Annotated in this window: 23 protein-coding genes; 11 read left to right on the top strand and 12 right to left on the bottom strand. The window is 67.5% G+C overall.

The genetic code is table 11. The annotated features are described in order from the left end of the window. Positions 1-76: 76 nt before the first annotated feature. Positions 77-1,789 (top strand): hypothetical protein, encoded by a 1,713-nt coding sequence (locus ACG83_RS45910; RefSeq protein WP_200931254.1) that lies wholly within the window; start codon positions 77-79, stop codon positions 1,787-1,789. Continuing rightward, positions 1,786-3,540, top strand: a complete 1,755-nt coding sequence (locus tag ACG83_RS41805; protein WP_083472933.1) for a UvrD-helicase domain-containing protein — start codon at positions 1,786-1,788, stop codon at positions 3,538-3,540. The genes ACG83_RS45910 and ACG83_RS41805 overlap by 4 nt, the downstream gene beginning before the upstream one ends. A 287-nt stretch (positions 3,541-3,827) precedes the next feature. Here ACG83_RS41805 and ACG83_RS00105 read toward each other — a convergent pair whose 3' ends face one another. Together ACG83_RS00105 and ACG83_RS00110 are read right to left on the bottom strand one after the other, a co-directional pair. Further along, positions 3,828-4,169 (bottom strand): hypothetical protein, encoded by a 342-nt coding sequence (locus ACG83_RS00105; protein WP_063792958.1) that lies wholly within the window; start codon positions 4,167-4,169, stop codon positions 3,828-3,830. A gap of 119 nt (positions 4,170-4,288) precedes the next feature. After that, positions 4,289-4,969, bottom strand: coding sequence for an antirestriction protein ArdA (locus ACG83_RS00110; RefSeq protein ID WP_054564131.1), 681 nt, complete (start codon positions 4,967-4,969; stop codon positions 4,289-4,291). A 13-nt stretch (positions 4,970-4,982) separates the two neighbouring features. On the opposite strand from ACG83_RS00110, the gene ACG83_RS43705 reads away from it, so the two are divergent. The 5 genes from ACG83_RS43705 (at position 4,983) to ACG83_RS00130 (ending at position 11,250) form a co-directional block, all read left to right on the top strand. Further along, complete coding sequence (locus tag ACG83_RS43705) at positions 4,983-5,198, top strand: hypothetical protein (RefSeq protein WP_152991211.1); 216 nt, start codon at positions 4,983-4,985, stop codon at positions 5,196-5,198. Positions 5,199-5,408: 210 nt separating this feature from the next. Beyond that, positions 5,409-6,182 carry a hypothetical protein gene (locus ACG83_RS43710; RefSeq protein ID WP_152991212.1) on the top strand — a complete coding sequence of 258 codons (774 nt, stop codon included), beginning with the start codon at positions 5,409-5,411 and terminating at the stop codon, positions 6,180-6,182. Then, positions 6,118-7,629 carry a hypothetical protein gene (locus ACG83_RS00115; protein ID WP_054564132.1) on the top strand — a complete coding sequence of 504 codons (1,512 nt, stop codon included), beginning with the start codon at positions 6,118-6,120 and terminating at the stop codon, positions 7,627-7,629. The genes ACG83_RS43710 and ACG83_RS00115 overlap by 65 nt, the downstream gene beginning before the upstream one ends. Before the next feature lie 105 nt (positions 7,630-7,734). Continuing rightward, positions 7,735-8,013, top strand: a complete 279-nt coding sequence (locus tag ACG83_RS45185) for a hypothetical protein (RefSeq protein ID WP_161934712.1) — start codon at positions 7,735-7,737, stop codon at positions 8,011-8,013. A gap of 615 nt (positions 8,014-8,628) precedes the next feature. Then, complete coding sequence (locus tag ACG83_RS00130) at positions 8,629-11,250, top strand: hypothetical protein (protein ID WP_152991213.1); 2,622 nt, start codon at positions 8,629-8,631, stop codon at positions 11,248-11,250. Between the two features lie 25 nt (positions 11,251-11,275). Here ACG83_RS00130 and ACG83_RS00135 read toward each other — a convergent pair whose 3' ends face one another. From ACG83_RS00135 to ACG83_RS43715, 4 genes are all read right to left on the bottom strand, one after another. After that, positions 11,276-12,064 (bottom strand): SDR family oxidoreductase, encoded by a 789-nt coding sequence (locus ACG83_RS00135; RefSeq protein ID WP_083472934.1) that lies wholly within the window; start codon positions 12,062-12,064, stop codon positions 11,276-11,278. A gap of 105 nt (positions 12,065-12,169) precedes the next feature. After that, positions 12,170-12,769, bottom strand: a complete 600-nt coding sequence (locus ACG83_RS00140) for a hypothetical protein (protein ID WP_054564137.1) — start codon at positions 12,767-12,769, stop codon at positions 12,170-12,172. Positions 12,770-12,786: 17 nt separating this feature from the next. Further along, on the bottom strand, positions 12,787-13,098 hold the full coding sequence (locus tag ACG83_RS00145; protein WP_152991214.1) for a hypothetical protein: 312 nt from the start codon (positions 13,096-13,098) through the stop codon (positions 12,787-12,789). Positions 13,099-13,273: 175 nt separating this feature from the next. Next, positions 13,274-13,774 (bottom strand): hypothetical protein, encoded by a 501-nt coding sequence (locus tag ACG83_RS43715; RefSeq protein WP_152991215.1) that lies wholly within the window; start codon positions 13,772-13,774, stop codon positions 13,274-13,276. A 1,128-nt stretch (positions 13,775-14,902) separates the two neighbouring features. On the opposite strand from ACG83_RS43715, the gene ACG83_RS00150 reads away from it, so the two are divergent. From ACG83_RS00150 to ACG83_RS00165, 4 genes are all read left to right on the top strand, one after another. Then, positions 14,903-16,045: a sensor histidine kinase gene (locus tag ACG83_RS00150; protein ID WP_054564139.1), complete on the top strand. Its 1,143-nt coding sequence runs from the start codon at positions 14,903-14,905 to the stop codon at positions 16,043-16,045. Next, on the top strand, positions 16,042-16,698 hold the full coding sequence (locus ACG83_RS00155) for a response regulator transcription factor (protein WP_054564140.1): 657 nt from the start codon (positions 16,042-16,044) through the stop codon (positions 16,696-16,698). Before ACG83_RS00150 ends, ACG83_RS00155 begins: the two co-directional genes overlap by 4 nt. A gap of 243 nt (positions 16,699-16,941) precedes the next feature. Continuing rightward, on the top strand, positions 16,942-17,421 hold the full coding sequence (locus ACG83_RS00160) for a DUF6326 family protein (protein WP_054565297.1): 480 nt from the start codon (positions 16,942-16,944) through the stop codon (positions 17,419-17,421). A 265-nt stretch (positions 17,422-17,686) separates the two neighbouring features. Continuing rightward, on the top strand, positions 17,687-18,601 hold the full coding sequence (locus ACG83_RS00165; RefSeq protein WP_054565298.1) for a hypothetical protein: 915 nt from the start codon (positions 17,687-17,689) through the stop codon (positions 18,599-18,601). A 56-nt stretch (positions 18,602-18,657) separates the two neighbouring features. On the opposite strand, the gene nudC is transcribed toward ACG83_RS00165, so the two are convergent. The 6 genes from nudC to ACG83_RS00195 form a co-directional block, all read right to left on the bottom strand. Further along, positions 18,658-19,647 carry an NAD(+) diphosphatase gene (nudC, locus tag ACG83_RS00170; protein WP_054564141.1) on the bottom strand — a complete coding sequence of 330 codons (990 nt, stop codon included), beginning with the start codon at positions 19,645-19,647 and terminating at the stop codon, positions 18,658-18,660. 175 nt (positions 19,648-19,822) lie between these two features. Next, entirely contained in the window at positions 19,823-21,220 is a 1,398-nt protein-coding gene (locus tag ACG83_RS00175) for a GMC family oxidoreductase (protein WP_054564142.1), read from the bottom strand. A 164-nt stretch (positions 21,221-21,384) separates the two neighbouring features. Then, complete coding sequence (locus tag ACG83_RS00180) at positions 21,385-22,395, bottom strand: amidohydrolase family protein (RefSeq protein ID WP_054564143.1); 1,011 nt, start codon at positions 22,393-22,395, stop codon at positions 21,385-21,387. An 83-nt stretch (positions 22,396-22,478) separates the two neighbouring features. Then, positions 22,479-24,038: an amidohydrolase family protein gene (locus tag ACG83_RS00185; RefSeq protein WP_054564144.1), complete on the bottom strand. Its 1,560-nt coding sequence runs from the start codon at positions 24,036-24,038 to the stop codon at positions 22,479-22,481. Beyond that, entirely contained in the window at positions 24,019-25,065 is a 1,047-nt protein-coding gene (locus ACG83_RS00190) for an aminopeptidase (RefSeq protein WP_054564145.1), read from the bottom strand. Before ACG83_RS00190 ends, ACG83_RS00185 begins: the two co-directional genes overlap by 20 nt. Next, positions 25,062-26,447, bottom strand: coding sequence for an amidohydrolase (locus tag ACG83_RS00195; protein WP_054564146.1), 1,386 nt, complete (start codon positions 26,445-26,447; stop codon positions 25,062-25,064). The genes ACG83_RS00190 and ACG83_RS00195 overlap by 4 nt, the downstream gene beginning before the upstream one ends. Positions 26,448-26,482 lie beyond the last annotated feature (35 nt).

Genomic DNA, 26,482 nt, shown 5'->3' on the forward strand with positions numbered 1-26,482 from the left:
TCAAATTCCGCGTCGGCTTGGGCTTCCTTTCTCGGGCGCGACCGTTCCTGTCTGTATTAGGCCGAGGAAGGATACCATGCGGGTTATTCGATTGCACCTGCTGAGATTCCGTGGTTTCGCAGACACGGTTCTGCATCCCTCTGGCCACGTGGTGCTGGTTGGCGAGCCACGCGCTGGTCGTACCGATCTGATTACTGGCTTGCGTCGAGTACTCGATTCGCGCAGCACTGCCAGCCGTCCCCATCGATACGACGTTCATCGGCCGATCGTGTCATCGGAAGATGACGAGGTTGAGACGCTGACGACGGTCGAGGTAACGCTAGTGGATCTCGGCTCAGCGGTAGAGCAGGAACTTGACGACCGACTCGAAGCGATCAACCCAGCGACGGGTCTCCTTGTCGATGGGGCAGGTGCCGAAGGCACCGTTCTTGGCCTGCGCTTGCGCTACTGCCTCCATTACGACGACCCTAGCGACACAGCCGAACACTGGGTGGAATATCCCGCAACAGGCATACGAGTGCCGCGGGCCGAGCGGGAATTGGTCAGTGCCGTAGCGATTGACCGTGTTCCTCCCCTTCAGCTGCGAGCTGAAGGGGCATTCCGGCGCTTGGTGAATGGGTTGGATGAGCCTGGGCTTAACGCCACCCTTAGCTCCTTTAGCAAAGATATGGGTACGGCCATAGAGAAGCTGGCTTCCAATACTGGCATCCGCAAGACACTTGGCGACATATTGACTGTGGGCCCGGAGAGTCTTTTGGAGATGGCATCGCCACCGGAAGACTGTGTAGATTTCATGGTTGACGATGGCTCCGTTTCGGCAATCTTGCGCGCAGTGCAACCCGCACTTGCCTTGGACGCTGCCGGCTCGCTGCCACTATCTTCACATGGCTCGACCACGAGTGCAGTGCTCTCTGCGAGCGAAGCGATGCTCAGCGCCGAAGACGTCAACGCAATCGTTTTTACTGACGACTTCGGCGACGACCTGGACGCGGCATCGGCCGAGTATCTTGCCGCAGAGCTACGGAGGACATGCGATCAAGTATGGATCTCGACCCGCCGTCCTGAGGTGCTTCGGGCATTCGAGCCCGAAGAAGTAGTTCGCCTGACCCGCAGTCACGGCGCACGTCGTCATCACCAGCTCGCGGCTACCACTGACCGTAAGGCGCGAACGGCGAGACGATACCTTCACCTGCTTCTCCTACCAGCCATGACAGCCCGCACAGTAGCACTCCTTGAAGGACCACATGATCTGGAAGGCTATACCGCAGTAGCCGACAAAATGCTTGGCCAGGGTACACCGTCGCCCGCTGCATTTGGGGTTCGGATGATCGCACCCGGGCTCAGCGACGGCGGCAAGGATCAACTACCCAAGCTAGCGCAGCTCGCAATCGATCTCGGCTTTCGCGTACGAGTGGTGCTCGACCACGACAAGCCAGGCACCGATGTTGAACTCGTCGGTCAGCTGGCGACGATGGCTGAGCAGGTCATATGGCTCCCTAAACGCACGTCGATCGAGCGAGCGCTTACTCATGGCATTCCCGCACCCGCTCTACGACATGCATTGGAGCAACTTAACACCGAGTACGGGCTTGGTCTTGATATCGGAGCCGTTTCCGATGATAGCCTCGAAGCCAAAACGATAGGAGCGCTCAAGCAGAAGGGTGGTCTCCACCGACCTTTCGTTACCGCCTTGGGAACGAGGCAGCCTCCGCGGTTGGCGAGAAATGTTCTCGATCTTCTTAGATGTCCGCCCGGTGACGTCGTCCTTGTCGAGATGAGCGACTCGTGAACTTCACTCCTGACTCGGCGCAGCAACAGGTGATCGAGGCTAACGATCCCGTTCTTCTGGTCTGTGGCGGCGCTGGAACTGGCAAGACCACGACAGCCGCAGCTGCCGTGCGTTTCGCCCTCGAGCAGGCCGACCGTCAAAACTTGGCATCCGCGGCAGCTCACCCACCCCGTGCTAGACGCCCTGCACCTCGAGCCCTTTTCCTATCATTCTCGCGCGCCTCGGTTTCGCAAATTATCGATCGTACCACCAATATTCTTGGACCATACCAACCACGGACGGAAATTACGACATTCCACGCCTTCGCCTGGCGACTACTGAGGCGCTGGGGTAATGCGATTGATATGCCGGAGCCGCGGTTGCTCGGCGAGGCCGAGGCGAGGCTATTTACGGTGGACGGAACAGTTCGTTACCGTGAATTGCTTCCTCGTGCGCTCGACCTTTGCATGCTGCCGGCCCTCGGGCATCATCTACAGTCCCGCTGGTCACTGATCGTCTGCGATGAGTTTCAGGACACGGACGATCGTCAGTTTGAGCTCCTGATGGCAATTCGCGGCTCAGCGCGCCTGCTGTTGCTAGCCGACCCCAACCAATGTATTTACACGAATCTCCCAGATGCTGTCGGTGTGGGTCCGCAGCGACTTGCGGCTGCACTTGCCCTGCCGGGTGCACGCCAGATCGACCTGCTCGATGTATCTCATAGAGACCCCACTCAGGTTCTGCCCGCTGCCGCAGCTGCAGTGCGGCGGCGCGAGTTCGACCACGACGCGCTCGCGGCGGCGTTGGAAACCGGCCGTTTGCAGGTACGCGCGGAGCTTCCGGTCGACCGTGAAGTCGACGAGGTCGCTGCAGTCGTTCGGGGGCTACTAGACGAAGGCTGCAGTGTCGGCGTCTTCAGCCACCATATCGACTCCACCACCGGGCTTTCTGACGCACTCAGTGAGCGCGACATCAACCATGAAATCGTCGGACTACCTGAGTGCTTGGGAGCGGCCATCGATGTCCAGAACGCGATGGTGCAGTTCGCTGGTGGCTCGGACGACTGGGCGAACGTAGAGGAGAGACTGGCTGTCTTTGTGACTAGCTCCGTGCGCGGCAAAAAGGCGCCCGACCTCGCACTGATGCTGCTGGGCGAGAAAGCGGCTCCTGCCGCGCTGACGCGGCGGCTGGAAACACTGCGTCGCGACCTTCTCCAGGGTGGGCCCGCTGCGGCAGTGGAACAGATTCCTGGAGCACACGCCAGTCTCGGACTTCCCCGTGGCGCCAGTAACTGGACACGGGCTGCCCGCCTACTGCGCTCGCTCTTCACACGGTGCTTGAGGCAAGGCGGTGGTCTGAAGAATGGGCTGATGCTGCTGGATAAAGCTGCAGCAGATCGCCGTATCAACTTGCTTACTCACGTCGTTGGTGAGACCACGGCACCGGTGCAAGTCATGGGCCTGTATCAGACCAAAGGACGCGAAGCTGATGCGACAATTGTGGTGCTACGCAGCAGCGACTATTATGGCCCCGAGAGGTACGAACCTTTCGAAGATGGTTCCAATCTGCTGTATGTCATTCTATCCCGGGCTCGAAAGAAGGTAATTGTTCTCATCTTCGGAGAAGACCTTCCGCCGCTGATAGCGCCGCTGGGCCGCCTAGCGTCGGGACGTGTCGAGCCACAACGGCGCTTGCGGACTGGTTCAAGGAGGGTCTTGCCGTCTGGTCGCCCTTCAAATGTGACCGTTTCCCGACGACCTATTTCCTCCTGACCGGCAAACTATCTACGCGGCGGAAGCCTATATCGACTTCCCGCTTCTAGAGGTCTGACGGAAAGGTGTCCAAGCCGCCCGCTGGTTTGTAGAGTGGATCCGACTGCGCTGGAGCAGAAGAATGGATGCGGACAGAGCGCATCAGGCAGCCCGGTCCGGCGGATGACTGGGCTGCCTGACACCGACACCTGTGCGTGAAAGTCATGGGTGTGACCCCGGCAGGAACGGGCGGCCATAAGTGCCGCCGCGTCCCCGCCGGGTGTTGGCACTGGGCGTCAGCCCTGCCCCTACGAACCCTTCGTCCGCCGGGGCACGCTCACTGCGCCGTGCGCTGCGCCCACCGGCTCGGAACCGTCCGTCTGGGCGGGAACTCCCCCGCCCAGCAGAGCCTGGATCGCGCTGCGCCGTGCTGCAGCCTCGGCTTCCGCCTCAGCCACCGCAGCCGCTGCCCGCTCCGCGAAGTCCGGCTGAGACCGCCGAGTCTGGACATAGAGCTCGACGGACTGCAGCAACGCCGCACCCATCGACAACCCGTCCAGTCCCGACACCAGCTCCAACTGCGCGTGCAGATCAGGCGGCAGCTTGACCGCGAGGGTCTTGTGCCCTCCGGTCCTGGTTGGCTCGGTCATTCCGAACCCACCTCCTCGGTGCGGTGCGGCCGGCCACCCCCAGGACAGGGAGTGACAGCAAACGGCCGCATGTCACCGACGAGCCAGGCAGACCCAGAGCGGCCCGTCAGCCAACGCCCTCAGGCATTGGGATCGAAGACGTACACACCGCCTTGTCCCTCGAGGATGGTCAGCTCCGACTCCAGCCGCTCGGCCAATGCCGCGGCGTCGAGGATGACGAAGGGCCGGAGGTAGGCCGGAGCAGTCTCGATGAAGGCCTGCCCGCCCAGATTCTCGAACCAGTGTCCGGCGAAGGCCTCGACGGATGGCCAGTGGCCATGGAACCCACCGCGCAAGCTGGCCTCGAGAAAGTCCAGATCATCCAGGCCGGCGTACCGCGCCAGCACGATGAACGCCTCGCCATGCTCCGCCACCAGCGCGGCCATGCGGGCCACGTCCTCCAGCCACTCCGTCTCCCGGATCGGCAGCCGTTCGAACCCGCCGCCCCCGAAGTCATGGATGGCCCACTCTTCAGCCGCCTCGCCCGTCCTGGCCGCGGTGGGGGAACGTGCCAGCATGCGGTTCACCGCGGCCCGGAGTTCGGCTGCCTCCTGATCCGCCTCCACCCAGAGCCCGTGCAGCATCCCGTAGTTGTAGTCGAGCAGGCTCGCAACGTAGATCCGTGGCCGGTCCTGGCCAGCCCGCTCGCCGGCGCCGTCGCGCTCGAGCGCATCCCCCTCCCGGCTTGCTGTAATCCCTTCTGTTCCATCGTGGTGTTCCTTGTTTACGACTAACTTGATCTTTTCTGGCTGGAGGCGCATACTGAAATACGTAATGAACGATGATCAATTCACGAGACTATTCAAGTACATGAACGAGCGCTTCGATACGCTTGAGGCCAAGCTTGACGCCAAGGACGATCGCGACCAGCTCGATTCTCTCGCCGGCGAGCTGAAGGGCGAACTCGCCGCCATCGACCTGGCGGTCGGCATCCAGCGGCACGAGCAGAACCCAAAGCGGCCAGAGCATGGCACGGCTGAAAATTCTTAGCTTCTGCATCCCGAGCCGAAGCGCGGCACGGGCTCGGCCAGCGTCCGCGCGTTGCTCATCCAGTCACGCCGCCCCACCCACGACTATGCGCCCACGCCTTGATCCCGGTCAATATAGTTTGCATATTTCGCAACACCGACCGGCAGCCGGAGGCCACGAGGTCGCTCCAACTTTTCCGGGATCAGATGAAAGTATTGTCGAGATATAGCCGTGAAACTCGAATCCCCTCACCATGACCTGCCAGGTGTCCTCCGCCATCTTCCAGCTGCGCTCGAAGCAACGGCGCAGCACGCTCCCGATGCCACGACGCTGGCGCGAACCCTTGGTTACGCTACGACATCAACGGCCGGCTCCATGCAGGTCAGGTCCATGACGCTATTTGGCCTGCTCCGTATCGAAAGCGGATCGGGCAAGGGGAGCGGGGGGCCGTACCGGTACCGCGCGACAGCGCTCGCCCAAGCGATCCTGAGAGCAGACCGTGACGAAGATCGATGGCGGCACCTGCTACTGATCGCCCTGACGAGCCCACCGATCTTCCGTGACCTCTACAGCCGCTTCGGAGACAGCCCGCCGGAAGATCTGGCGACAACCTTGGCAGAGGAGCACGGTATCTCGGCGGACAAGGCCGCGAAGATCGTCAAGAACTACCGTCACGGATTACGTCTCGTGAGCACGAAGCCCCGGAGAGGATCGACCGACCTGCGTCCCTCGCCGCGCTCCGCCGACGGCCGCCGCTACACCGGCCGGATCACGGTGACCCTCGAAGGGGGCACCAACATCATCTTTCCCGAGGGGGCACAGATCACTCGCGACCTGACCTCCCTGATCTTCGACGTGCTCCTACCTCGTGCCCAAGGCGGCCGCATGGACACCCCCGGGCCACTTGTCCAACCCCCGGCGGTGTTGGAAGCGTCTGACCATGGTTCAACCCGGACTGAACGATCGGCAACTGCGCCTCCTGCATCGCATCCACAGCGGCGATGACCTCAGCGGCCCTGACGGAGTTAGCTATCGCACCTCGGCACGAGGCCTGCAACGGCGCGGGCTCATCAACGTCAGCCTCCAGCCCTGGCGCGCCACGATCACCGACACCGGCGTCTTCTACCTTGAGGACCTTCGCCATCTCCATGACTCGAGCGACGTTGCGCCGGCCGAGCCAGCTACTCGGCGCCGAGAGCCCGCCAGCCCAGCGTCCGCTCAGCCCTCGTCGGCGTTTCCGGCTCAGGGCGACGGGCCAGACCGGGCCCGGGAGCTCATCGAGCACCTGCAGCGTGAAGGCGGAACGCTCCGCCTCGAGCATCCCGACGAGGACACCCGGGCGCGCTACCGCCGGGCGATCGACGCCGCCAAACGCCGCAAGCTGATCCCGGATGGCTTTCACCTCATGCACACCGGCCGCGACCGCGGTGACCTGATCATTCGGCTATCCGACGACGCCAAGGCCGACGATGGAGACTGGAATCGGATCCGGCTCAACACCCGCCCGCCGCGCCGCACCCGGCTGTCCAGCCCGGAGCCTGCCCTGATCATCGCCGCGCTGGAACAGGATCCTGCGGCGTTGGAGGTCGCCGCGACGTCCCTCGGCCGGGGCTTGGCTCTCATCCGCCTCCTGGCGGAGGAAGCCTGTACCCGTGGGCACCGCTTCGACGTGAACCGGAAGACCGTTCACCCGAAGCCGTTCCTGCAGGTGGGTTCCGTCCAGCGCTACGTCACGATCCGCGAGGAGTACGACAGCGTCCCCTACGAACCCACTGACGCGGAACGCGAGTTCCTGCGTACGCACCCTCGGTTGCGCCTGCCGGAGACCGGCACGATCGCGTCCGGCCGACTCAGCCTCCAGATCGCCCGTACCGGCCGCGGCAACCATGACAACTGGGCTGACGACGACCCGGGCCGGCTCGAGGAACGTATCCCGGAGATCTTCGATGTCGTCGAAGCCGGCGTCGCGGCCGATGAGCAGGCACGCCGCGCCGAGACTCGGCGCTACGGGGAGTACCTCGACCGAATCGTCCACGAGGAGGAGGAAGAACGCCGCCAGTGGCAGGCAGCCCTCGCCGAGGCACGAGGGCAGGCCCTCGAAACAGTCCGCCGCCGGACCTTTCGCGCCGCCTACGATGATTGGGCCGCTGCCACCGCGATCCGGGCCTTCGCTGATGCCCTTGACCAGGCGCCCCGCCGCGGCCTCGGCCAAGCCCGCGCCCGCAACCGCGAGCGATGGATCGCCTGGGCGCGCGCCGCCGCTGACCAGCTCGACCCGACCATCCGGGCTGACTTCGACTTCGACGCCAAACCCACGCCTGACGATCTCCGGCTCCACCTCAACGGCTGGAGTCCCCATGAACCTGAGCAGGAAACCCGCTGGGAGCGCGACGACGAGCGCTTGGCCGTTCTGCGTTGCCAGGCTGAGTCCTGGTACCTGGGGATGAGCTGAAGCCCTTGGACGTATCGGCCTTCATGAGCTTACGACCGCGGGTATCCCGCCACCGCACGCCAAAACCTTGATCTTTTCTTGCCGCGAGCGCATACTGAAAATGCTATGACTGAAGGACAACTCAATAAAATTCTCGACCGTCAATTCGTCAAGTTTTATGGCCTCATTGATCGCAGGCTGCATGAAGTGCGCGACGAGCTGCACACCGAGATCGCCGACCTCAAAGACGACGTCAACCACGTTCGTAACGTGCTTGATAGCGTCGTTGGCGACATCCAGGACATCAAGACCGAAGTCGCTGCCATCGGCTCCCAACTCGACCGCCACGACCAGGCCCTCACCCAACTTGCCGATCACACAGGCATACAGCTTCAGTACGAGTAGGTGTGCTGCGGTCGGCATCTCGCGTGCCGAGAGAGGGCATCAGCCGATTCGCGGTTCCGTATCGCTGGCTCTCAAGCAGGGCAGCGCGGATACCGACCAGCTGATCAACCTCAGCGCCGAGCCGCGCCACTGGCTGACTCAACCCCTCAGCATCACGGCCTCAGGCAGGCCCAGGTGGTCGCCGTACCGTCAGATGCGGTGTGTGCGGTCACGGCCGACAGGCCGCTGCCGCACACCACCGCGGTGAACAACCGGATCCTGATCATCGTGACCCCCTTCCGAAGCCGGGCGAGGCCCTTCCGGACCGCGCCGCCTCCCACCAGCAACACACCCATCATCGCGAGACTCGAACTCGCAGCCTGGGCAAACCTGAGGCCGTCTGCCTGACGGACACCATACCGGGCGCTCTCGGCCCGGTCGTGGAGCTGTGCCCGGAGCGGGGGTGGCCCTCATCCGGCTGTCTTCAAGGTGGCGGGTGACCACACGGCGAAAACCTGGGCTAAACCCCGTCCGACCTGGCATTTCTCGTAAATCAAAGCGGCAAACGCGCTCTATGGGGAAGACTGGCCCGGTACGGATGGCACGTGTGGATCCTCCGTGAGACAGGGTAGCTTGATGGGCATCAGCGAAGAAGTCCGCGCACGTCGGCTTGGCGGCACTCGCGTCTCGGCTCAGCGGATCTTCACGGATCGGGTGTCGCAGGCCGAGGCGTTTGCCGGCAAGCTCGAAGAGCTGCGTCAGCTTCGGACGGCTCATCCGGACGTAAGCCTGGATTTGACCGCGCCTCGCCGCAATGTGCTCGCGTTCTATGGCGACGGGGGAATCGGCAAGACAAGCCTGAGTCGCGAACTCGAACGCCGCTTTCTGGCGGGAAGCCAGCGCCGCCAGGCAGTGCGGATCGATTTCTCGGAGCCGACGGCCCGCGATCCCGAACTCTTCGTGCTGCATCTGCGGTCTGGACTGGCGCCCCTCAAGCATTTCCCGGCGTTCGACACCGGGCTCGCCCTGTACTGGGCGCGGCAGAACCCGGGCGTGCCGCTGACGGACTTCGTCACGCACCAGTCATCGCTCGGCACCGCCGCGCAACGGCAACGGTTCGCTCGGGAGCTGTCGGAGTTCACCCAGGGCATCGTCGACGGCGCGGGCCTGGTCGTCGGCGGAGCCAGCCGCGCAGCGCGCTTCGCCTGGCGGCAGATCCAGAACTCGTTGGTCGTGCGCGACCTGCGGAAGAACTGCCCGTTCTTCGAGGCCTGTGCGACCGAGGAGGACACTGAGCAGCTGCGCCTGCACCTGCCCCTCCTGCTGGCCTGGGACCTCATGCGGCTGCAGGCCAGCGGCGACGCCGATGTCGCGATCTTTCTCGACACCTTCGAACACGTGCCGAACCAGCGCCGCTCCGCCCGGCTCGCCGATCTTGAGGACAGCATCGTCCGCAGCGCCTTCTTCCTGCCGACCACGCTGTTCGTCGTCACCTCACGGCGGCGCCTCGACTGGGCTGCCGACACCCGGGCTCCGTCGCTGGAGTTTTCCGGGCCGGCCGTCTGGCCCGGCCTCGCCGACGGTCCGGCATCGGACCAACATCGCGTCGGCATGCTCTCCGCCGAGGACAGCCGGGACTACCTCGAGCATTGCCTGTGCGACGACGCCGGCGCGCCGGTCATCCCGGAAGAACTGCGCGATCAGGTGGCGCGCCTGTCCGAGGGCATGCCGCTCTACCTCGACGTTGCCTGCAACCACTACATGGCGCTCCTTGGCCGCGGGCAGACTCCCGAGGTCGGCGACTTCGCCGGCGGGCTGCCGCAGGTGGTGATGCGGCTCATGGAGGACCTCGACGATCCGCAGAGCGATCTGCTGCGCGCTGCCGCCTTGCTCCGGGTCTTTGACCGCGGCACGTTGCGCGTGGCCGTCCCGTCGCTTCGTTCCTCGGCGATCGAGCAGTTCCTTGATCGCAGTTTCGTCCTGCAACGCGAAGATGATGTCTTTTCGATCCACGAGCTCCTGCAGACTTCCGTTCGCCTGCAAGACTCCTTCACGGCCAACCCCTGGTCGGCCGATGAATGGGCCGAGGTTGCAGCCCGGCTCGTTGCCCACTGGTCGGCGCTGTTCGAGGACCCCGACTCTCGGCTCTGGCGTGACCGCCGCACCCAAGCGCTGGCGTTCTGGCAGCTCACCGGCCTGTACGCCACGCTCGGTACGACCGTGCCGCACCTTGCGTACATCATCATGCAGGTGCAGCTCCGCGGCGTCTGGGCCACCATCGACGCCGGCCGCGACCAGCCAGCGGCCCTGCTGACCGACCATGGCCGCAGCCTGCTCACGCTGCTTGACGGCATGATGGAACGGCAGATCGGTGACCTGCAGCACACCGTTGAGCTGCTTGCGCCGTTCGAGGGCCCGACGCCCCTGCCTGCCGAGGAGAACCTGCGCCGCCTAGCGCTCTACTACCTGGGTGAAACCTACGATCTGCGCGGCGGCGGCGACGCTGCCGCGACCTTCGAGGCCATCGCCGCCGAGCACGATGACCGTTTGGCGCACGAAGCCCTGATCGCCCTGGCGCACTCCCGGTCCCGTGACGGCGACAACGCTGCGGCACTCGCGATCGCCCGGCAGTTCGACCCCGAGATCCGCGATGGGGAGCTGCGCTACCGCCTCCACGAACTGTTCGGTCACATCTGGTGGTGCGCTGGCCACTTTGATCGGGCGGCCCACCACTTCGCGATCACCAAGCAGACCGCCGAGGAACAGGACTCTCCGCTGCTGCTCGCGCTGGCCCGCCGGCACCTGGCCCTGGTGCAGTGCTGGTCGAGCCCGGCCCTGGTGCTCGCCGACATCGAGGAGATCGAACAGCTCAATCGCGATCTTGGCCTGCATCCCGGCATCGCCCAGTGCCAGATGTCCCGGGCGACGGCACTCGTCGGCCAAGCATCCCTAGCCACCATTGATGAGCTGCTCGACGACGCGGCTCACACCTTCACGGCCGCCGGCTACCTCGACGACGCCATCGGCCCGGTGGCCGTCGGTGTCTTCGCCGCGGCCGCATCCGGCGACCTGACGCTCGCCAACACGAGGAAAGAAGCGTTGTTCCAGCAGGCCGAAGGACGCCGGGTGCGCCACTGGCTTGCTGCCGCAGACATCTGGACTCTTGGCGCCGATCCGCACGGCCGGGTCACCTGGCCGGAGGGTGCCGACGTCAGCGTGGCAGCCTGGGCCGCCCCGCTGACAGCTCGCCGACCGTGAGCCATCGGCCGGCCTCGGCGGAGGCCTAGCTGGTGCGGTCACGCTCCGTCGCTGCGCTGCCATACAGGTGGTGGAGCCAGTTGTAGTGGAACAGGCCGCCGTCGACCCGGATGTCCGTGCCGGTGACATAGCCAGCCTGCTCCGAACACAGCCAGGCAACGACCTTGGCAACGTCGTCCGGCTCACCAACACGGCCCAGCGCCACCAGCGCCGCGCTGCGGGCCCGATGTCCGTCCGCGTCCTCAGACGGCCCGTGGCCAGTGTCGATTGCTCCTGGCGACACCGAGTTGACCCGGATCCCGGCGGGGCCGAGCTCCATCGCCAGCTCCTGGACGAACATCGCCAGCGCCGCCTTGCTCATCGAGTAGTCCGGACACATCCGCACCCGCGAGGCATGCAGCGACAGGTTGAACACGATCGACCCACGCACCTGGCGCGCCAGCATGTGATCGACCACGGTGCGCGTCACCGCCCACGAGCCGACGATGTTCGTGTGCAGCACCCGGGCGGCATCTGCCACCGGCAGTTCCAGGAACGACCGACCGTCCATCACGCCGACGTTGTTCACCAGCGCCTCGATGCGCAAGCCGGCATCCAGCCCCGCGAGGGCATCCGCCTCGACATCAGCGATGTCGTGTTCGACCAGCACCGAGCCCTCAGGCAGATCGGCCTTCACGAGCGCCCCGAGGTCCCGATCGACTGCCACGACCCGATAACCGGCGGCGGCGAGCGCATGCGCGGTAGCCAAGCCGATCCCATGACCCGCACCGGTCACCACCGCGGCGGGCTCCGTTGAAACACCTTCGATGGCCACAGCTGCCGATCATACGAACGACGCCGAACGGCGACTCACCGTGGCAGGACTCGAACCGGCCGGGCGATCGGTGGCGCACCACGGAGCGGCGGCGGCCATCACAGGTCAGCGATCTTCTGGGGCCGAGGGTCCAGCCTGCTGCCGCAGCTCACTGACCTCGGCTTCAAGCTCAGCCAGTCTTCGCTCCAGCTGCGCCCGTGTCGGTCGCTTCGGTGCCGGTGGGGGCACGGGGCGTTGGTCTGCGAAACCGAGCGGCTCGTACGCCACGATTGTGGACGGGTCTCTGCTGCAGTCCGGGCACTTCATCGAAGACGAGCCATGCATCGTCGGCCGCGCGGTCTCGGCATGCCGACGCGTCTCGACGATGTGCCCGCAGTACAGGCGTATTCGCCACCGCATGAGCTCGTGATCGGGGGTGCGCCAGCTGGCGATCATCTCCATTGCCTTCCGGCCGGCGGCGTCCCGCCCCGCCTTCAGAACCGGGTCGGCGGCCTCTTCAGCCTGCTTCTTCGCGAGGAGTTCCTCAACCCATCGGGCGGCTTCCTCGCTGCTCTTCTGCTCCCGATGATCCGCCTTCGTGAGTTCGTACGCCTCCAGCGGAACCCCGCGACTCTCATACGTCACCTCGCGCACGCAGGGATAATAGCCGCATCCCCGATGAAGATCGGCGTTTCGGTGGAGGTCGCCGTAGTCCGCCAGTGGCACTGATCGAGCGTCTCCGGTTAGTAGTACCGCTCCGGTCCATACGGGCTCCAGCGGCCGAGAAAGGGCTTCAGGTCATCCGCCTTGGGATCCCGTGTGGCCGGCATCGCCAGCTTGTTATCGAGCGGGTCGACTCGTGCCACGTGCTCGGTGGCCCATGCCAGCCGCTCCGCCGCCGCTTCCGCTTCGGCCCCATCTACTATCGAGGCGATCCGCTCCGTCATCGCCGCGATGTACTCGCGGAGCTGCCCCGCGTGCCGCCAGGCCGTCATCTGCTGTTCGAGCACCTTCGCCCGATGCGCCTCGCGATGATCAAGTTTGGCTTGGACCATGGCAGCTTCCCACTGCCGGCGGCGCTCACGAGCAGCTGCCTCGATCGCCAGCCGATCAGCTTCGGCAGCCGCTCCCAGTAGCGCTTCTCCTGCCGTGCAAGCTCGACAGCCGTCGGCACATGCTTCGCCCGGTCGATCTCCTGCCGGACGGCAAGACCGAGGCCAACTCTCCGTACTAGGCAAATATAGCGGCGGTCGAGATTATCCCTGAAAGTGTCGCGACAACCGTCATCCAGAAAGTGAGGGTGCTTTGCATATCTTCTTCGAGCCTGACGACTACGATCCCGGGCTGGTTAGCAGTCAGCACGGTTCCGCCCGAACTGGTGGTGCTGCGGGCCGAAGGTGATGCAGTGGTCTCGGCATCAGCCGTGAGCGGCTGGTGGGGCTGCCACCGGAAGCGGGCGAAAAATTTGGCCCAGACATGGCTTCCGCCACGCGCCTGGGAGCATCCAAAAAGTACGCCAACCGTCCGGTTGCGGCATGGAGTGCGGCGCAGGGTTATCACGCCGCAAGTAGAAGGTGCCTTGACGGCGAGCACCCAACACGGAATGGCGATCGAGATCGACAAGGCGAACCAAATTTCATGCCAGTCGAACGAGATCAGCGAATTCACAAGTAGCGCGATTGCGCCGAGTTCGACCGCGAGAAGAGTGAGCGCGGCGTTGCGCTTGGCCATCCCGATTTCTCCATACCTATCGAGTTGTGATGTTGCGCAACCGTAGCAGTGGGGTTGTGGTGCTACGGGTAGAGGTGTGGCGATGGAGTGGGTATCGCTACTGGTTGGAGCACTGAGAGGCGGCGGCGAGAGTACATACGTCCGCCGAGTGTGACGAACGCAACACAAGCCGGAGAGGGTGGCCGCACCGGCAGCGAGTCGAGTCGTGCAACCTCGACAACCTGAAGGGAACGTGTGACTGCCAGCACGGCTACCAAGCGATCAAGTACCAACAGAGCTGATCCAAATCGGTCTCGTTGCCCTGCAAGAACTACACAGTGTGAGCGTGACCCGCCAGGGCTCGAACCCGGGCTGGCCTGCTCCATCCGATCGGCGTCGGCCGGGCGCACTGCCTGCCCGTGCGTCACATCCGTGCCCACCGATTCAGAGCCGTCCGTCTGGGCAGGAGGAAGCTCCGCCCAGACGAGCCTGGCTCGCTCTACGCCGTGCGGCAGCCTCGACTCCCCCTGCACCATCCCCTGCACGAGATCGGGTGAGTCCTTTTTCAACCTTCTCTTCTTTTCCGACCCATTTGTCCGCTAGGTTCAACAAGCGCCGGGCCTCCCACGACGGGTGTGCGAGAGCTTCCACGAGGTGTACGTACAGCATCTACGCGCCGTGGATGCGCCCCGGATGCCCAGTGGCTGCCGGGTGTGGCCCAGGGGCGGCGGCCGTCACTCCCGCCAGATGGGCAACCTTGTCGAGGTCTGCCACCGGAATCTTGATCATTGTCTTGGCCTGGCCGGTCGGGTTCACCCGCGCGGCGCGGTCGTCGCAGGTCGCGAGTTCGGCGCTCAGGAGGGCGATCCTGTCGCGCCCGAAGACGCGTTCGGCGTAGAAGTCGGCGATCGCGGCTTCGGGACGTCTTCGCGGATACGGACGCTCCTGGGGTGTCCGTCGAACTTGTCGTCACGGCCCCGGTTGTTCGCTCGGGGCCAGCACTTTTACCAGACAGGCGCGCTGGGCCTCGCCGCGACCGGCCTTCCGGCACATCGGCGTCGAGGCCGGACCCGCCTGCGCCATTGGGGGGAGCGGCGTCTCGTTCTTTCGGTGGATCTCCGACGCCTGGGCTGTCTCTAGGCTGGGTGTGTGTTCACTGCCGGCCTGCGCTCGCTCTGGGACGAGCCCCGCGCCGCGGACACGCCCGAACGGGTGTGGCTCGACCGGGTGCTGGTCGGTGTGGTGATGGTGGCGGCGTTACTCGAAGGAACCCTACGAGAGGACGTCACCTGGCGGCCGGTCGTGACGATCGTGACGGTCGGACTTGCGCCGGTGCTGCTGTGGCGGCGTACTCACCCGTTGGTCTGCGTCGTGGTGGGCTTCGGCACCGGGATGGCGTTGGGACTGGCGAGCTGGCTGGGCGGGACCTCAGGTGTGGGCCTGAACACGATGATCTACATCCTGGTGCTCGTCTACTCGCTGGTCCGCTGGGGCTCAGGGCGTCAGATCGTGATCGGGCTGCTGCTGGTTGCGGTCGCCGCGGGGTTCAGCATCGCGACCGACTACACCGGGCCAGCCGAGCTCTTCGGCGGGTTGGCGGTCCTGGCGGCGGCGGCAGCGAGCGGAGCGGCGTTCCGCTACCGCGCCGAGAGTCGGCGCCGGGCACTCGACCAGGTCCGCAGCCAGGAACGCGTCGGCCTCGCGCGCGAGCTGCACGACTCGGTCGCCCACCACGTCTCGGCGATCACTCTGCAAGCGCAGGCTGGCATGATGATGGCCGCGAAGCGACCTGAAGCGGCGCTCGAGGCGCTTGCGATCATCGAGGGGGAAGCGTCGCGGACGCTGGCGGAGATGCGAGCGATGGTCCGGGTGCTGCGCGACGGAGCGCCGGCGGAGTACGGTCCCCAGCCCGGCGTCGCCGACCTGATGCTCCTCGCCCGCCGCGAACCGGACCCCGTCGTCGACGTGGAGTTGGCGGGTGATCTGGCCGTACTTCGGCCCCAGGTCGACGCCGCCGTGTACCGGATGGCGCAGGAGGCGCTGACCAACGCGCTGCGGCACGCCCGAAACGCCTCGCGTGTGGAGATCAGGGTCGTCGAGGGTGCAGGAAGGCTGCGGCTCCGCGTGACCGACGACGGCCAGATCGACCCGGCGCGGCCGGCGACCCACGGTTTCGGGCTGCTGGGGATGACCGAGCGCGTGCAGCTGCTCGGCGGCACGCTACGCGCTGGGCCGACACCCGAGGGCGGGTGGGCGGTCGACGCCGAGCTGCCGATGGAGTTGCCCCTATGACGACGCGCGTGCTGGTGGCAGACGACCAGGATCTGGTGCGCACCGGCCTGTCGATGATCCTTGACGCCCAGACCGACATCGAGGTCGTCGGCCAGGCCGCCGACGGCAAGGCCGCCGTCGAGCTGGCGCATCGGCTCCGCCCCGACGTGTGCCTGGTCGACATTCGGATGCCCGGGCTGGACGGCATCGAGGTGACCGAGCTCCTCGCAGGGCGGGGCGTCGCGGACCCCATTGCGGTGGTGGTGATCACGACGTTCGACCTGGACGAGTACGTCCACGGCGCGCTTCGGGCCGGAGCCCGAGGATTTCTCCTCAAGGATGCCGGGCCGGAGTTGCTGGTGCAGGCTGTCCATGCCGCTGCCGTCGGCGATGCCCTGATCGCGCCGAACATCACCCGCAGGCTGCTGGCGACCCTCGCCGCGGGGGCCTCATCGAAACGCCGTACCCAACCGATCGAGCCGCTCACCCAACGCGAGGAGGAGGTGCTGAAACTGGTCGCTGTCGGCCGCACGAACGCGGAGATCGGCGCGGAGCTGTTCATCAGCTTGACGACCGCCAAGACCCACGTCGCGAGCCTGCTGGCCAAGATCGGCGCCCGGAACAGGGTCGAGATCGCGATGTGGGCCTACGACACCGGCCGGGTGGGGCACTGAACCGAACCTGACGTACCTGCACGACGACTGGTCCCGGCCGGGGCGACCGAGGCCCACAACGAGCGCAGCGCCTTCGTCACCATCTGCCCGGCGCAGGGACAGCGCGGCAGCGGCGGATCAGCCGAAAGCACGAGAGAGAGACCATCTCATCGGCCAGGCGAACTCCGGCCTCCGGGCCGGTGTGCCCGCCACCGGGCTCAGCGATCGTGGACGTACCGATCCTCATCAACGACGGAGCCCATGATGAGAACGCGTCAACCCACCACGACACTGGAAGACCAGCCGATCCCGGTGAGAGCCAAGCTCGCCGCGGCGTGGACCAGCTTCATGTTCCTGTACGCCTACGTGGACATTCTCAACTTCTTCACGCCCGGCGTCGTCGAGGACATCCTCGACGGCAAGGTCTTCGAGTTCGACCTCTCCCAGACCTTTTCGACCGCGGCGCTGACCCTGGTGGCCATCCCGATCCTCATGGTCGTGTCGTCGATGACGCTGCCCGCCCGGGCGACCCGCATCACGAACCTCATCGTGGCCTCGCTCTACGTTCCCGTCACGGCATTCAACGCGGTGGGCGAGTCCTGGCCGTACTTCTACGGCCTTGGCATCGCATTGGAACTGCTCCTACTCGCCCTCGTCGTGCGGTACGCCTGGACCTGGCCCCGCACCGCACCGTCGGCGACCAACCCGGACCGTGAAACCGTTCGCGCCCCGCAGCAAGCGTGAACCGGGGCTGAGGCCGTTAGAACGGCGTGTGCGTAGCAATTGACCGCCTGCCGGTCCCGTCCAGCGTCAGCCGGCACTGCCTTGCGTCCGCTCCACCGCCCAGCAGGCCCTGTCCGCCGCGATCACGATCAGTCCAGCCGCAGTCGCGAGGATGACGCGTCCGGCCACGGCCGGTGTCCCTCTGACAGACTGGCGGCGCCACGGGGCCGGTCACCAGCTGGTCACGTAGACGGACCGTCAGGGCGTGTTCATCGGGGGGACAACCATGATCGACGCAGTGCAGGTGCTCTGGTCACCGGCCGGGGAGAACCTACCCTCGCTGGGTGGTCGGGAACTGGTTGATGTGACCGACGGCGACACGCCGAACGTCCGCATGCCGATCCGCATGCTCTCGGTCGACACGCCGGAGGTGACCGCCCGTTCCGCGGAGCGTGCCCAGGCCATCGATCAGGAGTTCCTACAGCTCGCGGGATGGATCAAGGACGGCCACGCACCGATCTCCCCGGGCCTGGCGGCCTTCCTCCTGCCGAAGCTGGAGACCGGCACCGCCGGCACTCTCCATTTCGCGCAGGGCAAGGAAGCCTCGGCCTTCGCGAAGCAGAACATCGAGAAGCGGCTGACCAAGCCGAACGGCAACAAGCGCAATCTGTTCATCCGCGCCGCGCAACCGCCCTTCGACACCAACAGCCGACTCCTGGCCTACGTCGCTCCCGACTACACCGAGGCCGAACGGCGCAACCTCACCCGCGAGCAGCGTGCCACCTTCAACCTGGACCTCATCGCGGCCGGATGGGCCGCCCCGTTCGTGATCTATCCGTCCATCCCCGGCGAGCTCGATCTGCCGCTGCTCCTGGAAGCAGCCACCGCAGCGGCCGACCCGCAGGCCCCCAAGGGCATCTGGGCCAACCCGCACACCCTGCTGGCCTACGAGTACCGAGCGGTCGAGAAGCTCTACCGCGTCACGAAGAAGAAGGTCGACGGCGAGTCACTGCGCGCCGGTGAGGCGACCTCCTGGCGCGAACGCTACTGCGCCGACATGCGCACTCGTCAGCTCCACGGGCCGGAGGACTACTTCACCATCCCGCCGCAGTACCGCCTGTGGTTCTGGCCGCAGGACGTGACCGAGGCCGTCGGGCGGCTCAACCTGGTACCAGCGCCGCGGCTGGTCGGCGCGGAGTGAGACCGAGGTCCTGAGCGGCGTATCACCACCATCCCGAACCACCTCCGCCGCCCCGATCAGGCAGCTGGGTCGGGCGGTTGGGTCGGGATGGTGGTAGCTGTGCGGGCCGTGGCCCAGGCATCGATCATGGTTCGGGCGATGGACAGGCGGCCGGGCAGGTGCAGCTGGCCGTCCGCGGTGGTGCCCACGGCGGGCCAGGCGGTGCGGGCCAGGGCCGGGCGCAGCTCGTCCAGGGTGACCCACTGTGCTTCGACGATCTCGTCGTCGTCCAGGCACAGCGGCGCCTCGGGGTCCGCGACGGCCTGGAACCCGATCATGAGGGATCGTGGGAAGGGCCAGGTCTGGCTGCCCAGGTAGCCGATGTCGCGGACGGCCACTCCGACCTCCTCGGCCATCTCGCGGGCGACGCAGGCCTCCAGTGACTCCCCGGCCTCGACGAAACCGGCCAGCACCGAGAAGCGGCCGACGGGCCAGACCCGCTGGCGGGCCAGCAGGACCCGGTCCGCGCCGTCGTGCACCAGGCAGATCACGGCCGGGTCGGTGCGCGGGTACTCCTCGTGCCGTTCGGCCTCGCACACCCGGGCCCAGCCGCCGTTGATGACGCGGGTCGGTGATCCGTCGCGGGCGCAGAAACGGGCCCGCCCGTGCCAGTTCAGCAGGGCGGTCGCGGTGGCCGCCAGAGCTGCGTGCACCGCGGGGAAGTCTGCGCCCGCCGTGAACAGGTCCAGCCAGTGCACGGGGTCGTCGCCGGAGTCGGCCGCGGACGGGGCTGGGGCCTGCATCCCCCAGTAGACGACGCCGTCGGCCTCGCCGAGCAGCAGCGCGTCCGGTGGTGGTGCGGCGGCGATCCCTGCCGCGGCGTAGGTGCGCAGCCGGGGCGGGCCGTCGGCCTGTTCGATCGGGAACCGGCCCCGGTCGTCGGTGACGACGACCTGCGCGGCGGCCCAGCTCGCCTCCCGCCGCGCCGCATCCAGGCGGAGCAGGCCGTCGCGCACGATCGGCGCGCCAGCCAGGACGGGTGATGCGACCAGACCGAATCCACTCACCGCACCATCTTGCTCCGTCCGCGTTGCTCCGTCTGACCGGGACGACCGGCGCGCCAGCGGGCCGGCCCGCCGACCGGCGGGCGAGATGTGGCGAGGCGAGGCCGATACCCGGGCGCTCGGGGGCCGTCGGGCGGGGGCGCTGCCGCCCCGCCCGGCGTTTCGTGCCGCGGTGAGCTCAGAGCTCGATCAGGTCAGCGGCCCGGCGGCCGATCATCATGGTGGCGAGGTTGGTGTTCGCCCGGGTGATCGCCGGCATCACCGACGCGTCGGCGACCATCAGACCGTCGACGCCACGCACCCGCAGGCGGCGGTCCACCACGGCGGTCGGGTCGTCATCGTCGCCGAGCCGGGCGGTGCCGACCGGGTGGTTGTAGGTCTCCGCCCGGGCGACGACCTGCTGCTCAAGGTCGTCCCCGCGCCACCACGGGTTGTCGGGGATCGTCACGACGCCGGTCGCGGCGACCCGGTCGAGCAGGTCCGCGGCGATGCGCACGCCCTCGGCGAGGCTCCGGCGGTCGATCTCCTCGGCGAGGTGGCCCAGGTCGATCGCGGTCCCGTCCGGCGTCACCCGCAGGGAGCCGCGGCTGCGTGGGGCCATCAGCCCGACGGCGAACGACACCTCGCCCACCGGCCGGGACGTGTCGTAGAGATGCGCGGAGAACGGGAAGACCTGGATCTCCTCACGGGGGTCGCCACCGAGGCCGCAGCGCAGGAGCGAACCGCTGACCGGGCGCTCGGCGATCAGGTCCGGGTCGGCCAGGGCGTTCAGCATCACCCACGGATGGTCCTGCAGATGCTCGCCGACGCCGGGCAGGTCCACCCCGGAGGCGATGAGCAGCTCCGGTGTCCCGAACGCCCCGGCGGACAGCACGACGACGTCCGCCGGCAGGACGCGGGTGCCGCTCTCCCCGGCTTCGGTGACCTCCACGCCACGCGCCCGCCCGTCGGTGATGACCACCCGGTGGGCGGTCGTCTCGGCGAGCAGGGTGACCCGCCCGCGCAGCCCCGGCATCACCCCGGCCAGGGTGCCCCAGCGACCTTCGTCGACCCGGTTCGTCGGCCAGGGGCCGATGCCGAGCGCGCCCGGGGCGTTGTGGTCCGGGGCCTCGGGGTGGCCCGCGGCGAGGCAGGCCGCGGTGAACGCGTCGTCGATCGGACCCGGCTTGAGCCGCGTCATCACGATCGGGCCGGAGTCGCCGTGGTGGTCGGCGTCGCCGAACTGGAGGTCCGTCTCGTTGGCCCGCAGCGCGGGCAGGCAGTCGGCCCAGGTCCACCCCTCGCCCCAGGGGTCGAAGTCCCACTGCTGGCCGCGCACCCCGGCACTGGAGTTGACCGACGAGGAGCCGCCGACGACCTTGCCGCGCAGCAGTGGAACGCCTTTCGTCGACCGGTAACCCCAGTCGAGGCCGGCCGGGAAGATGTAGTCGTAGAGCAGCTGGCGCGGCGCCGGGCTGCCCGGGTCGATCCCGCCTTCCACGATCGTCACGTCGGCGCGGTCCGCTATTCCGTCGGCGAGCATGAGCCCGGCGGAACCCGCTCCGACGATGACGACCTTCGGGGTTTTTCCTGACATGGCGAGCGGCCTTCCAGAGGGGTGGCGGATCCGTAAAAGCGATGTCTCCCGCGGGTGCCAGGCCGATGAATCGCGGCCCGGGCGGTGATATACCGACGCTCAGTACACCCTCGATCGCGCGACGGACGCCCGCGGGTGAGGCGAGGCGGGATGGGGAACGGCGGTCAGTCCTGGACGAGGCCGAGCAGGTGGGCGGCGTTGTCGCCCATGATGCCGTCCAGCTTCTCCTGCGGAATCCTCGGCAGCCCGAGCCGGTCGGCCTGCTCGTTCACGCCGAGGACCCTGTCCTTCAGTTTGACCGGGTCGTAGAGAAATCCCGGGTAGTCACTGCCGAAAAGCAGCTTCTCCAGCGGGACGAAGAACTGCTCGCAATGGATGAGGAAACGGTAGAACTCCTCGTCCGTCACGGTGGCGATGTGGTACGAGATATCGGTGTGGAAGTTCGGGTGCTTGGTGAGCATGAACAGCGCCTCGTCGATCCACGGAATCCCGCAGTGCGCGATGATCACCCGCAGGTCGCGGAACTCCCGGCCGACGTCGTCGAGCATCGCCGGGCGGGCGTAGTCCATCCGCGCGTCGATACGGGTGGATCCCGCCTGGTGGACCATCACCGGAATGCCGAGGTCGGCCGCGGCGGCGAAGACCGGGAAGGCAATCTCCCGGTCCTGCGGTGACCAGTGCTGGTACATCGGGTAGAGCTTCACCCCGGACAGCCCGAGCTCCTCGACCGATCGCCGCAGCTCGGCGACCGCCGCCCGGGGCCCCCGGTAGGCCGGGTTCACCGACGCGAAGCCGATGAAGCGCTCCGGGTCGGAACGGACCACCGCCGCGATGTAGTCGTTGCACTTCTCCGGGCTCGGCGGGCCGGGCACGTCGGTGATCCCGTAGGTGTCCACCGTCCCGATCAGCTCGCCGTCGAGGAACTGCGGCGAGACACCGAGAACGATCATCTTGTCGAAGCCGGGATGGTCCCTGACGCTCTCCGCCGGGCCGATCACCGGCCAGCCGGCCCGGGAGTACCCGCTGTCCTCCCACTCCTGCTCGGTCGGCATCCGGTGCGAGGGGACCTTGCCGAGGCTGCGGTAGATGCACAGCGAGCCCTCACGGCCGTAGTCCGTGTTGAACTCGTGGTCCTCGGCCAGGCTCAGGATGTGCGTGTGCGCGTCGATAATCATGTCGTTCGGTGTCCGTTCTGGGTGCTCGGCACCCGGTCCGGGGTGGTTCGGCGGCTGGAAGCGGCCTGGCGGCGGGAAGCGGCCTAGAGGCGGCGGGCGTTGTAGATCGATGCCGGTTCGTGCCGCGTCTCGTACCAGGGCCGGTAGAAGTCCAGGACGTACGGCTCGACCTCGGCGCCCAGCGCCGCCCAGCGCCGCTCGTCCGCGGTCGGCCGGTACAGGCGCCGCTCACCCACCTCGGCGAGCCGGTCCGCGAGCGCGTCCTCGTCGACGACGGTGACCCGGCCGCCGGCCATGACCACCTTGCCGTGGATGAGCACGGTGTCGATGTCCGCGGCGCTCGCCCGGTCGACGAGGACGTCCAGCACCGGGGTGGAGTCGTACCGGCCGGGCGGGAACAGGATGCGCCGGGTGTCGACGACCAGCAGGTCCGCGAACGTCCCGGGCGCCAGCCTCCCGACCCTGCCCTCCATCCGCAGCGCCCGGGAGCCGTTCTCGCCGGCCGCGCGCAGCACGCCCGCCGAGTCGAGGCGGATCTCGTCGAACACCCGTGGGTCACGTTGCAGCATGGTGGCGAGCCGCAGCTCGGCGAAGAAGTCCTCCCGGTCGGTGAACGAGATCCCGTCGGTGCCGAACGCGAGCCGCCCGCCGGTGGCGAGGATGTCGCGGGCCCGGCAGATCCCGGACGACAGCCGCAGGTTCGAGCCGGGGTTGTTCGAGGCGACCGCGCCGGAGTCGGCGAAGATCCGCAGCTCGTCGTCGGTCACCCAGACGAAGTGCGCGCAGACCAGGTCCGGGCCGAGCACTCCGAGGTCGGCGAGCCGCTCCAGCGCGGGGCGGCCGTGCGTGCGGACGTTCCACAGCGCCTCGGAACGGGTCTCCAGCACATGTGAGGTGATCCCGGTGCCGTAGTGGTCGGCGGCGGCGCGGCAGCGGCGGTACAGCTCGTCCGAGCAGGCCGGCGTCCAGTCCGGTGCGAGCAGCACCCGGATCCGGTCGCCCCGGCCGTCCCAGCGGCGGACCAGCCGGTCGTAGCTGGCCATCACGTCGTCGACCGGCCAGGCGTAGCCCATGGGCGACTGGCGCACCCGGGTGGCGAGGTCCGCCGGCAGCCGGGCGAGGAAGGCCTCGTCCGGCTCGTGGACGTAGGTGTTCTGGTCCCGGCTGACCAGGCCGAACGCGACCCGGAACCCGATCTCGTCGTAGACCGAGAGCGCGACCTCGGCCCCGAAGTCGGGCATGGCGGGGCGGCCGTAGAACATGTCGACGGCGCCGGTCTGCCCGCCCTTGATCGCCTGGACCAGCCCCCAGCGCAGGACGGTGGCCAGGTCCTCCTCTTCCATCGGGCCGTACGACGAGTGGATGTGCACGTTGGCCCGCTCGAAGATCAGCTGGTACAGGCCGGGGCCGGCGGCAAGCTCCGAGTGGTAGTGGCAGTTGATGAAGCCGGGCATGACGAGGTGGTCACGGGAGCCGATCACCCGGTCGAACGGGCCGCGGGCGGCCAGCTGCTCCCGCGGGCCCACGGCGACGATGGTGGAGCCCTCGACGATGACGGCCCCGTCGGGGATCAGCGTCTGCTCGTCGAGCGCGACCACCGGGTCGCCGACGACCAGGATCCGCTCAGCCGGCTGCGATGTCATCGGCGAGCACCCCTTCCACCAGGACGGGACGTCCGTCGAGGTACAGCGTCGCGGCGCGCAGGACGCAGTCCAGGTGGGCCGCGGCGGCGACGGTCCCGCCGTACGCGATCGAGTTACCGAGGGCTATATGTGCTGTACCCAGCGTCGACTCGGTCTCCATCGCGACCCCGCACACCCGGCCGTTCGGGTTCAGCCCGACCGACACCTCCGCGAGGTTCGACATCCGCGGGTCGGCGACCCGGTCGATCATGTCCGTGAGCCGGCCCGCCTCCCGCCCCGCCACGTCGACCAGCTCGCCCGCGCGGAAGGTCAGCGCGACCGGGGACGGCAGCGGCCCGACGCCCATGAACAGCAGGTCGGCGTCGATGACGACGACACCGCCGGTGCTGCCCTCGACCGGCGCGGTGCCGGCCTCCACATCCGGCGGCGCCATGTAGGCGCCCGGCTCGCGGGCGATGCCGTGCAGCGCCCGGCCACCGCGCCCCCGCACGGAGCCGGCGAGGTCGGTCCCGGCCGGGCTGGTGATCCGGTACGTGTCGGCGCCCGCCCAGGCGGCGGCGAGCACCTCGACCGTGCGGCGCAGCTCGTCGAAGTCGACGTCCAGCGGGCCCCCGGCGCGGAACGTGCTGGCCCGCACGGCCGGCATCGCCAGGTAGCGGGTGCCGGCGCGAGAGGCCTTCTGGCGCGCCGTCGACGACCCGACGAAGGTCGACGTCAGCTCGATCGCCGCGGCGGCCTCGGCGAGCAGCGCCCCGACCGAGCTCGGCGGCTCGCTGCCCGGCACCTGGTAGCGCGGCACCCGCGCGATCACGCACACCGCGTCGCGTTCCTCGAGGCCGGCGGCGAGGGCGGCGACCACCGCCGGGTCGGTCTCCGCGTCGGTGAGGAGCACGACCTCCTCGCCTCTTTCGACCGCCAGGCAGCGGTCCAGGACGTTCGCGACGGTGGCCGAGGGCACCACGGCCGGGGCCACAGCCGGGCTCGCGGCGGGAGCAGTGCTCGCGGCGGGGGCCGGGGCCCGGGTCACGCCGCCGCCGACGGGGTGGGCGGGATCGCGAGCTCGGTGCTGGCGTCCTCCACCCGCGCCAGCACCCGGGCGAACGCCTTGTTCGACTCGCGCAGGATCAGGTCCTCGTCGACCAGCGTCAGCTCGCGGCCGGCCATCACCACCCGGCCGTCGATGATCGTCGTGTCGACACACGAGCCGTTCGCCGAGTAGACCAGGTGGGAGTACAGGTGGGCGACGTCGTTCGCCCTGCGTGGCGTGAACATCGTGTTGTTGAGGTCGACCAGGATGACGTCGGCCTTGTGCCCGGCGACCAGCTGCCCGGTCTGGTGCCCGAGCGCCGCCGCGCCGTTGCGGGTGGCCATCCGGACGACGTCCGGTGCCTGGCCGAGGCTGGAGTCGACCCGGCTCGCCCGGTGCATCAGCGAGGCGAACTTCATCACCTCGAACATGTCGCGGCTGTTGTTGCACTCGGCCGCGTCGTGGCCGAGGCCGACGTTCAGCCCGGCGGCGAGCATCTCCGGCAGCCGGGCGATGCCGTTGCCGAGCTTCGCGTTCGAGCTCGGGTTGTGCGAGATCTGCGTGTTCGTCTCCCGCATCAGCGCGATCTCGGTGTCCGACAGCCACACACAGTGCGCGGCGATCGTGTCGCGGCCGAGGATCCCCGTCTCGTAGGCGACCTCGGTCGGCCGCAGCCCGAAGCGGGACTTCGAGTTCTCCACCTCGGACAGCGACTCGTTGAGGTGGATGTGGATGCCGGTGCCGAGCTGGTCGGCGAGCGCCCGGGTGTCGCGCAGCAGCTCCCGGGAGGCGATCGGCAGCCACTCGATTCCGATGTACACCTCGACCCGGCCGTCGGCGGCGCCGTGGCAGGCGGTGTAGGCGCGGTGGTTGTCCTCGAGGGTGTCGAGGTTGTGCTCGGCGTCGGCCACGTCGTTCGACAGCACCGCCCGGATGCCGATCTCGGAGGCGGCCTTCGACAGCGCCTCCAGCTGGCGGTACATGTCGTTGACGGTGGTCACCCCGCCCTTGATCGACTCCGCGTAGCTGGCCAGCGCGGCCCAGTACGCCGCCTCCGGGTCGAGCGCGCGGATGATCGGGTACCAGCAGGTGTCCAGGTACTCCCACAGCGGCAGGTGATCGCTGTAGCCCTTCGCGATCGCCGTGTGGTAGTGCAGGTCGACGAGGCCGGGCATGACCAGCTTGTCCGTCGCGTCCAGCACGGTCACGGGCGCCTCGGCCCCGCCCGCCCCGGTCGCGCCGCCGGCGCCGGCGAAGGATCCGGTCGGGCCGACCGCGACGATCCGGTCACCTTCGATGAGGACGTCACCGCCGAAGTGGACCGTGTCGGCGTCGTCGAGGGTGAGCACCGTTCCGTTACGGATCAGGATGCGCTCGGACATCGGTTTGACCACCTGCTCCCTGCGTCGTGGAATCG

The sequence above is a fragment of the Frankia sp. R43 genome (genome assembly GCF_001306465.1).
Classification (GTDB): domain Bacteria; phylum Actinomycetota; class Actinomycetes; order Frankiales; family Frankiaceae; genus Parafrankia; species Parafrankia irregularis.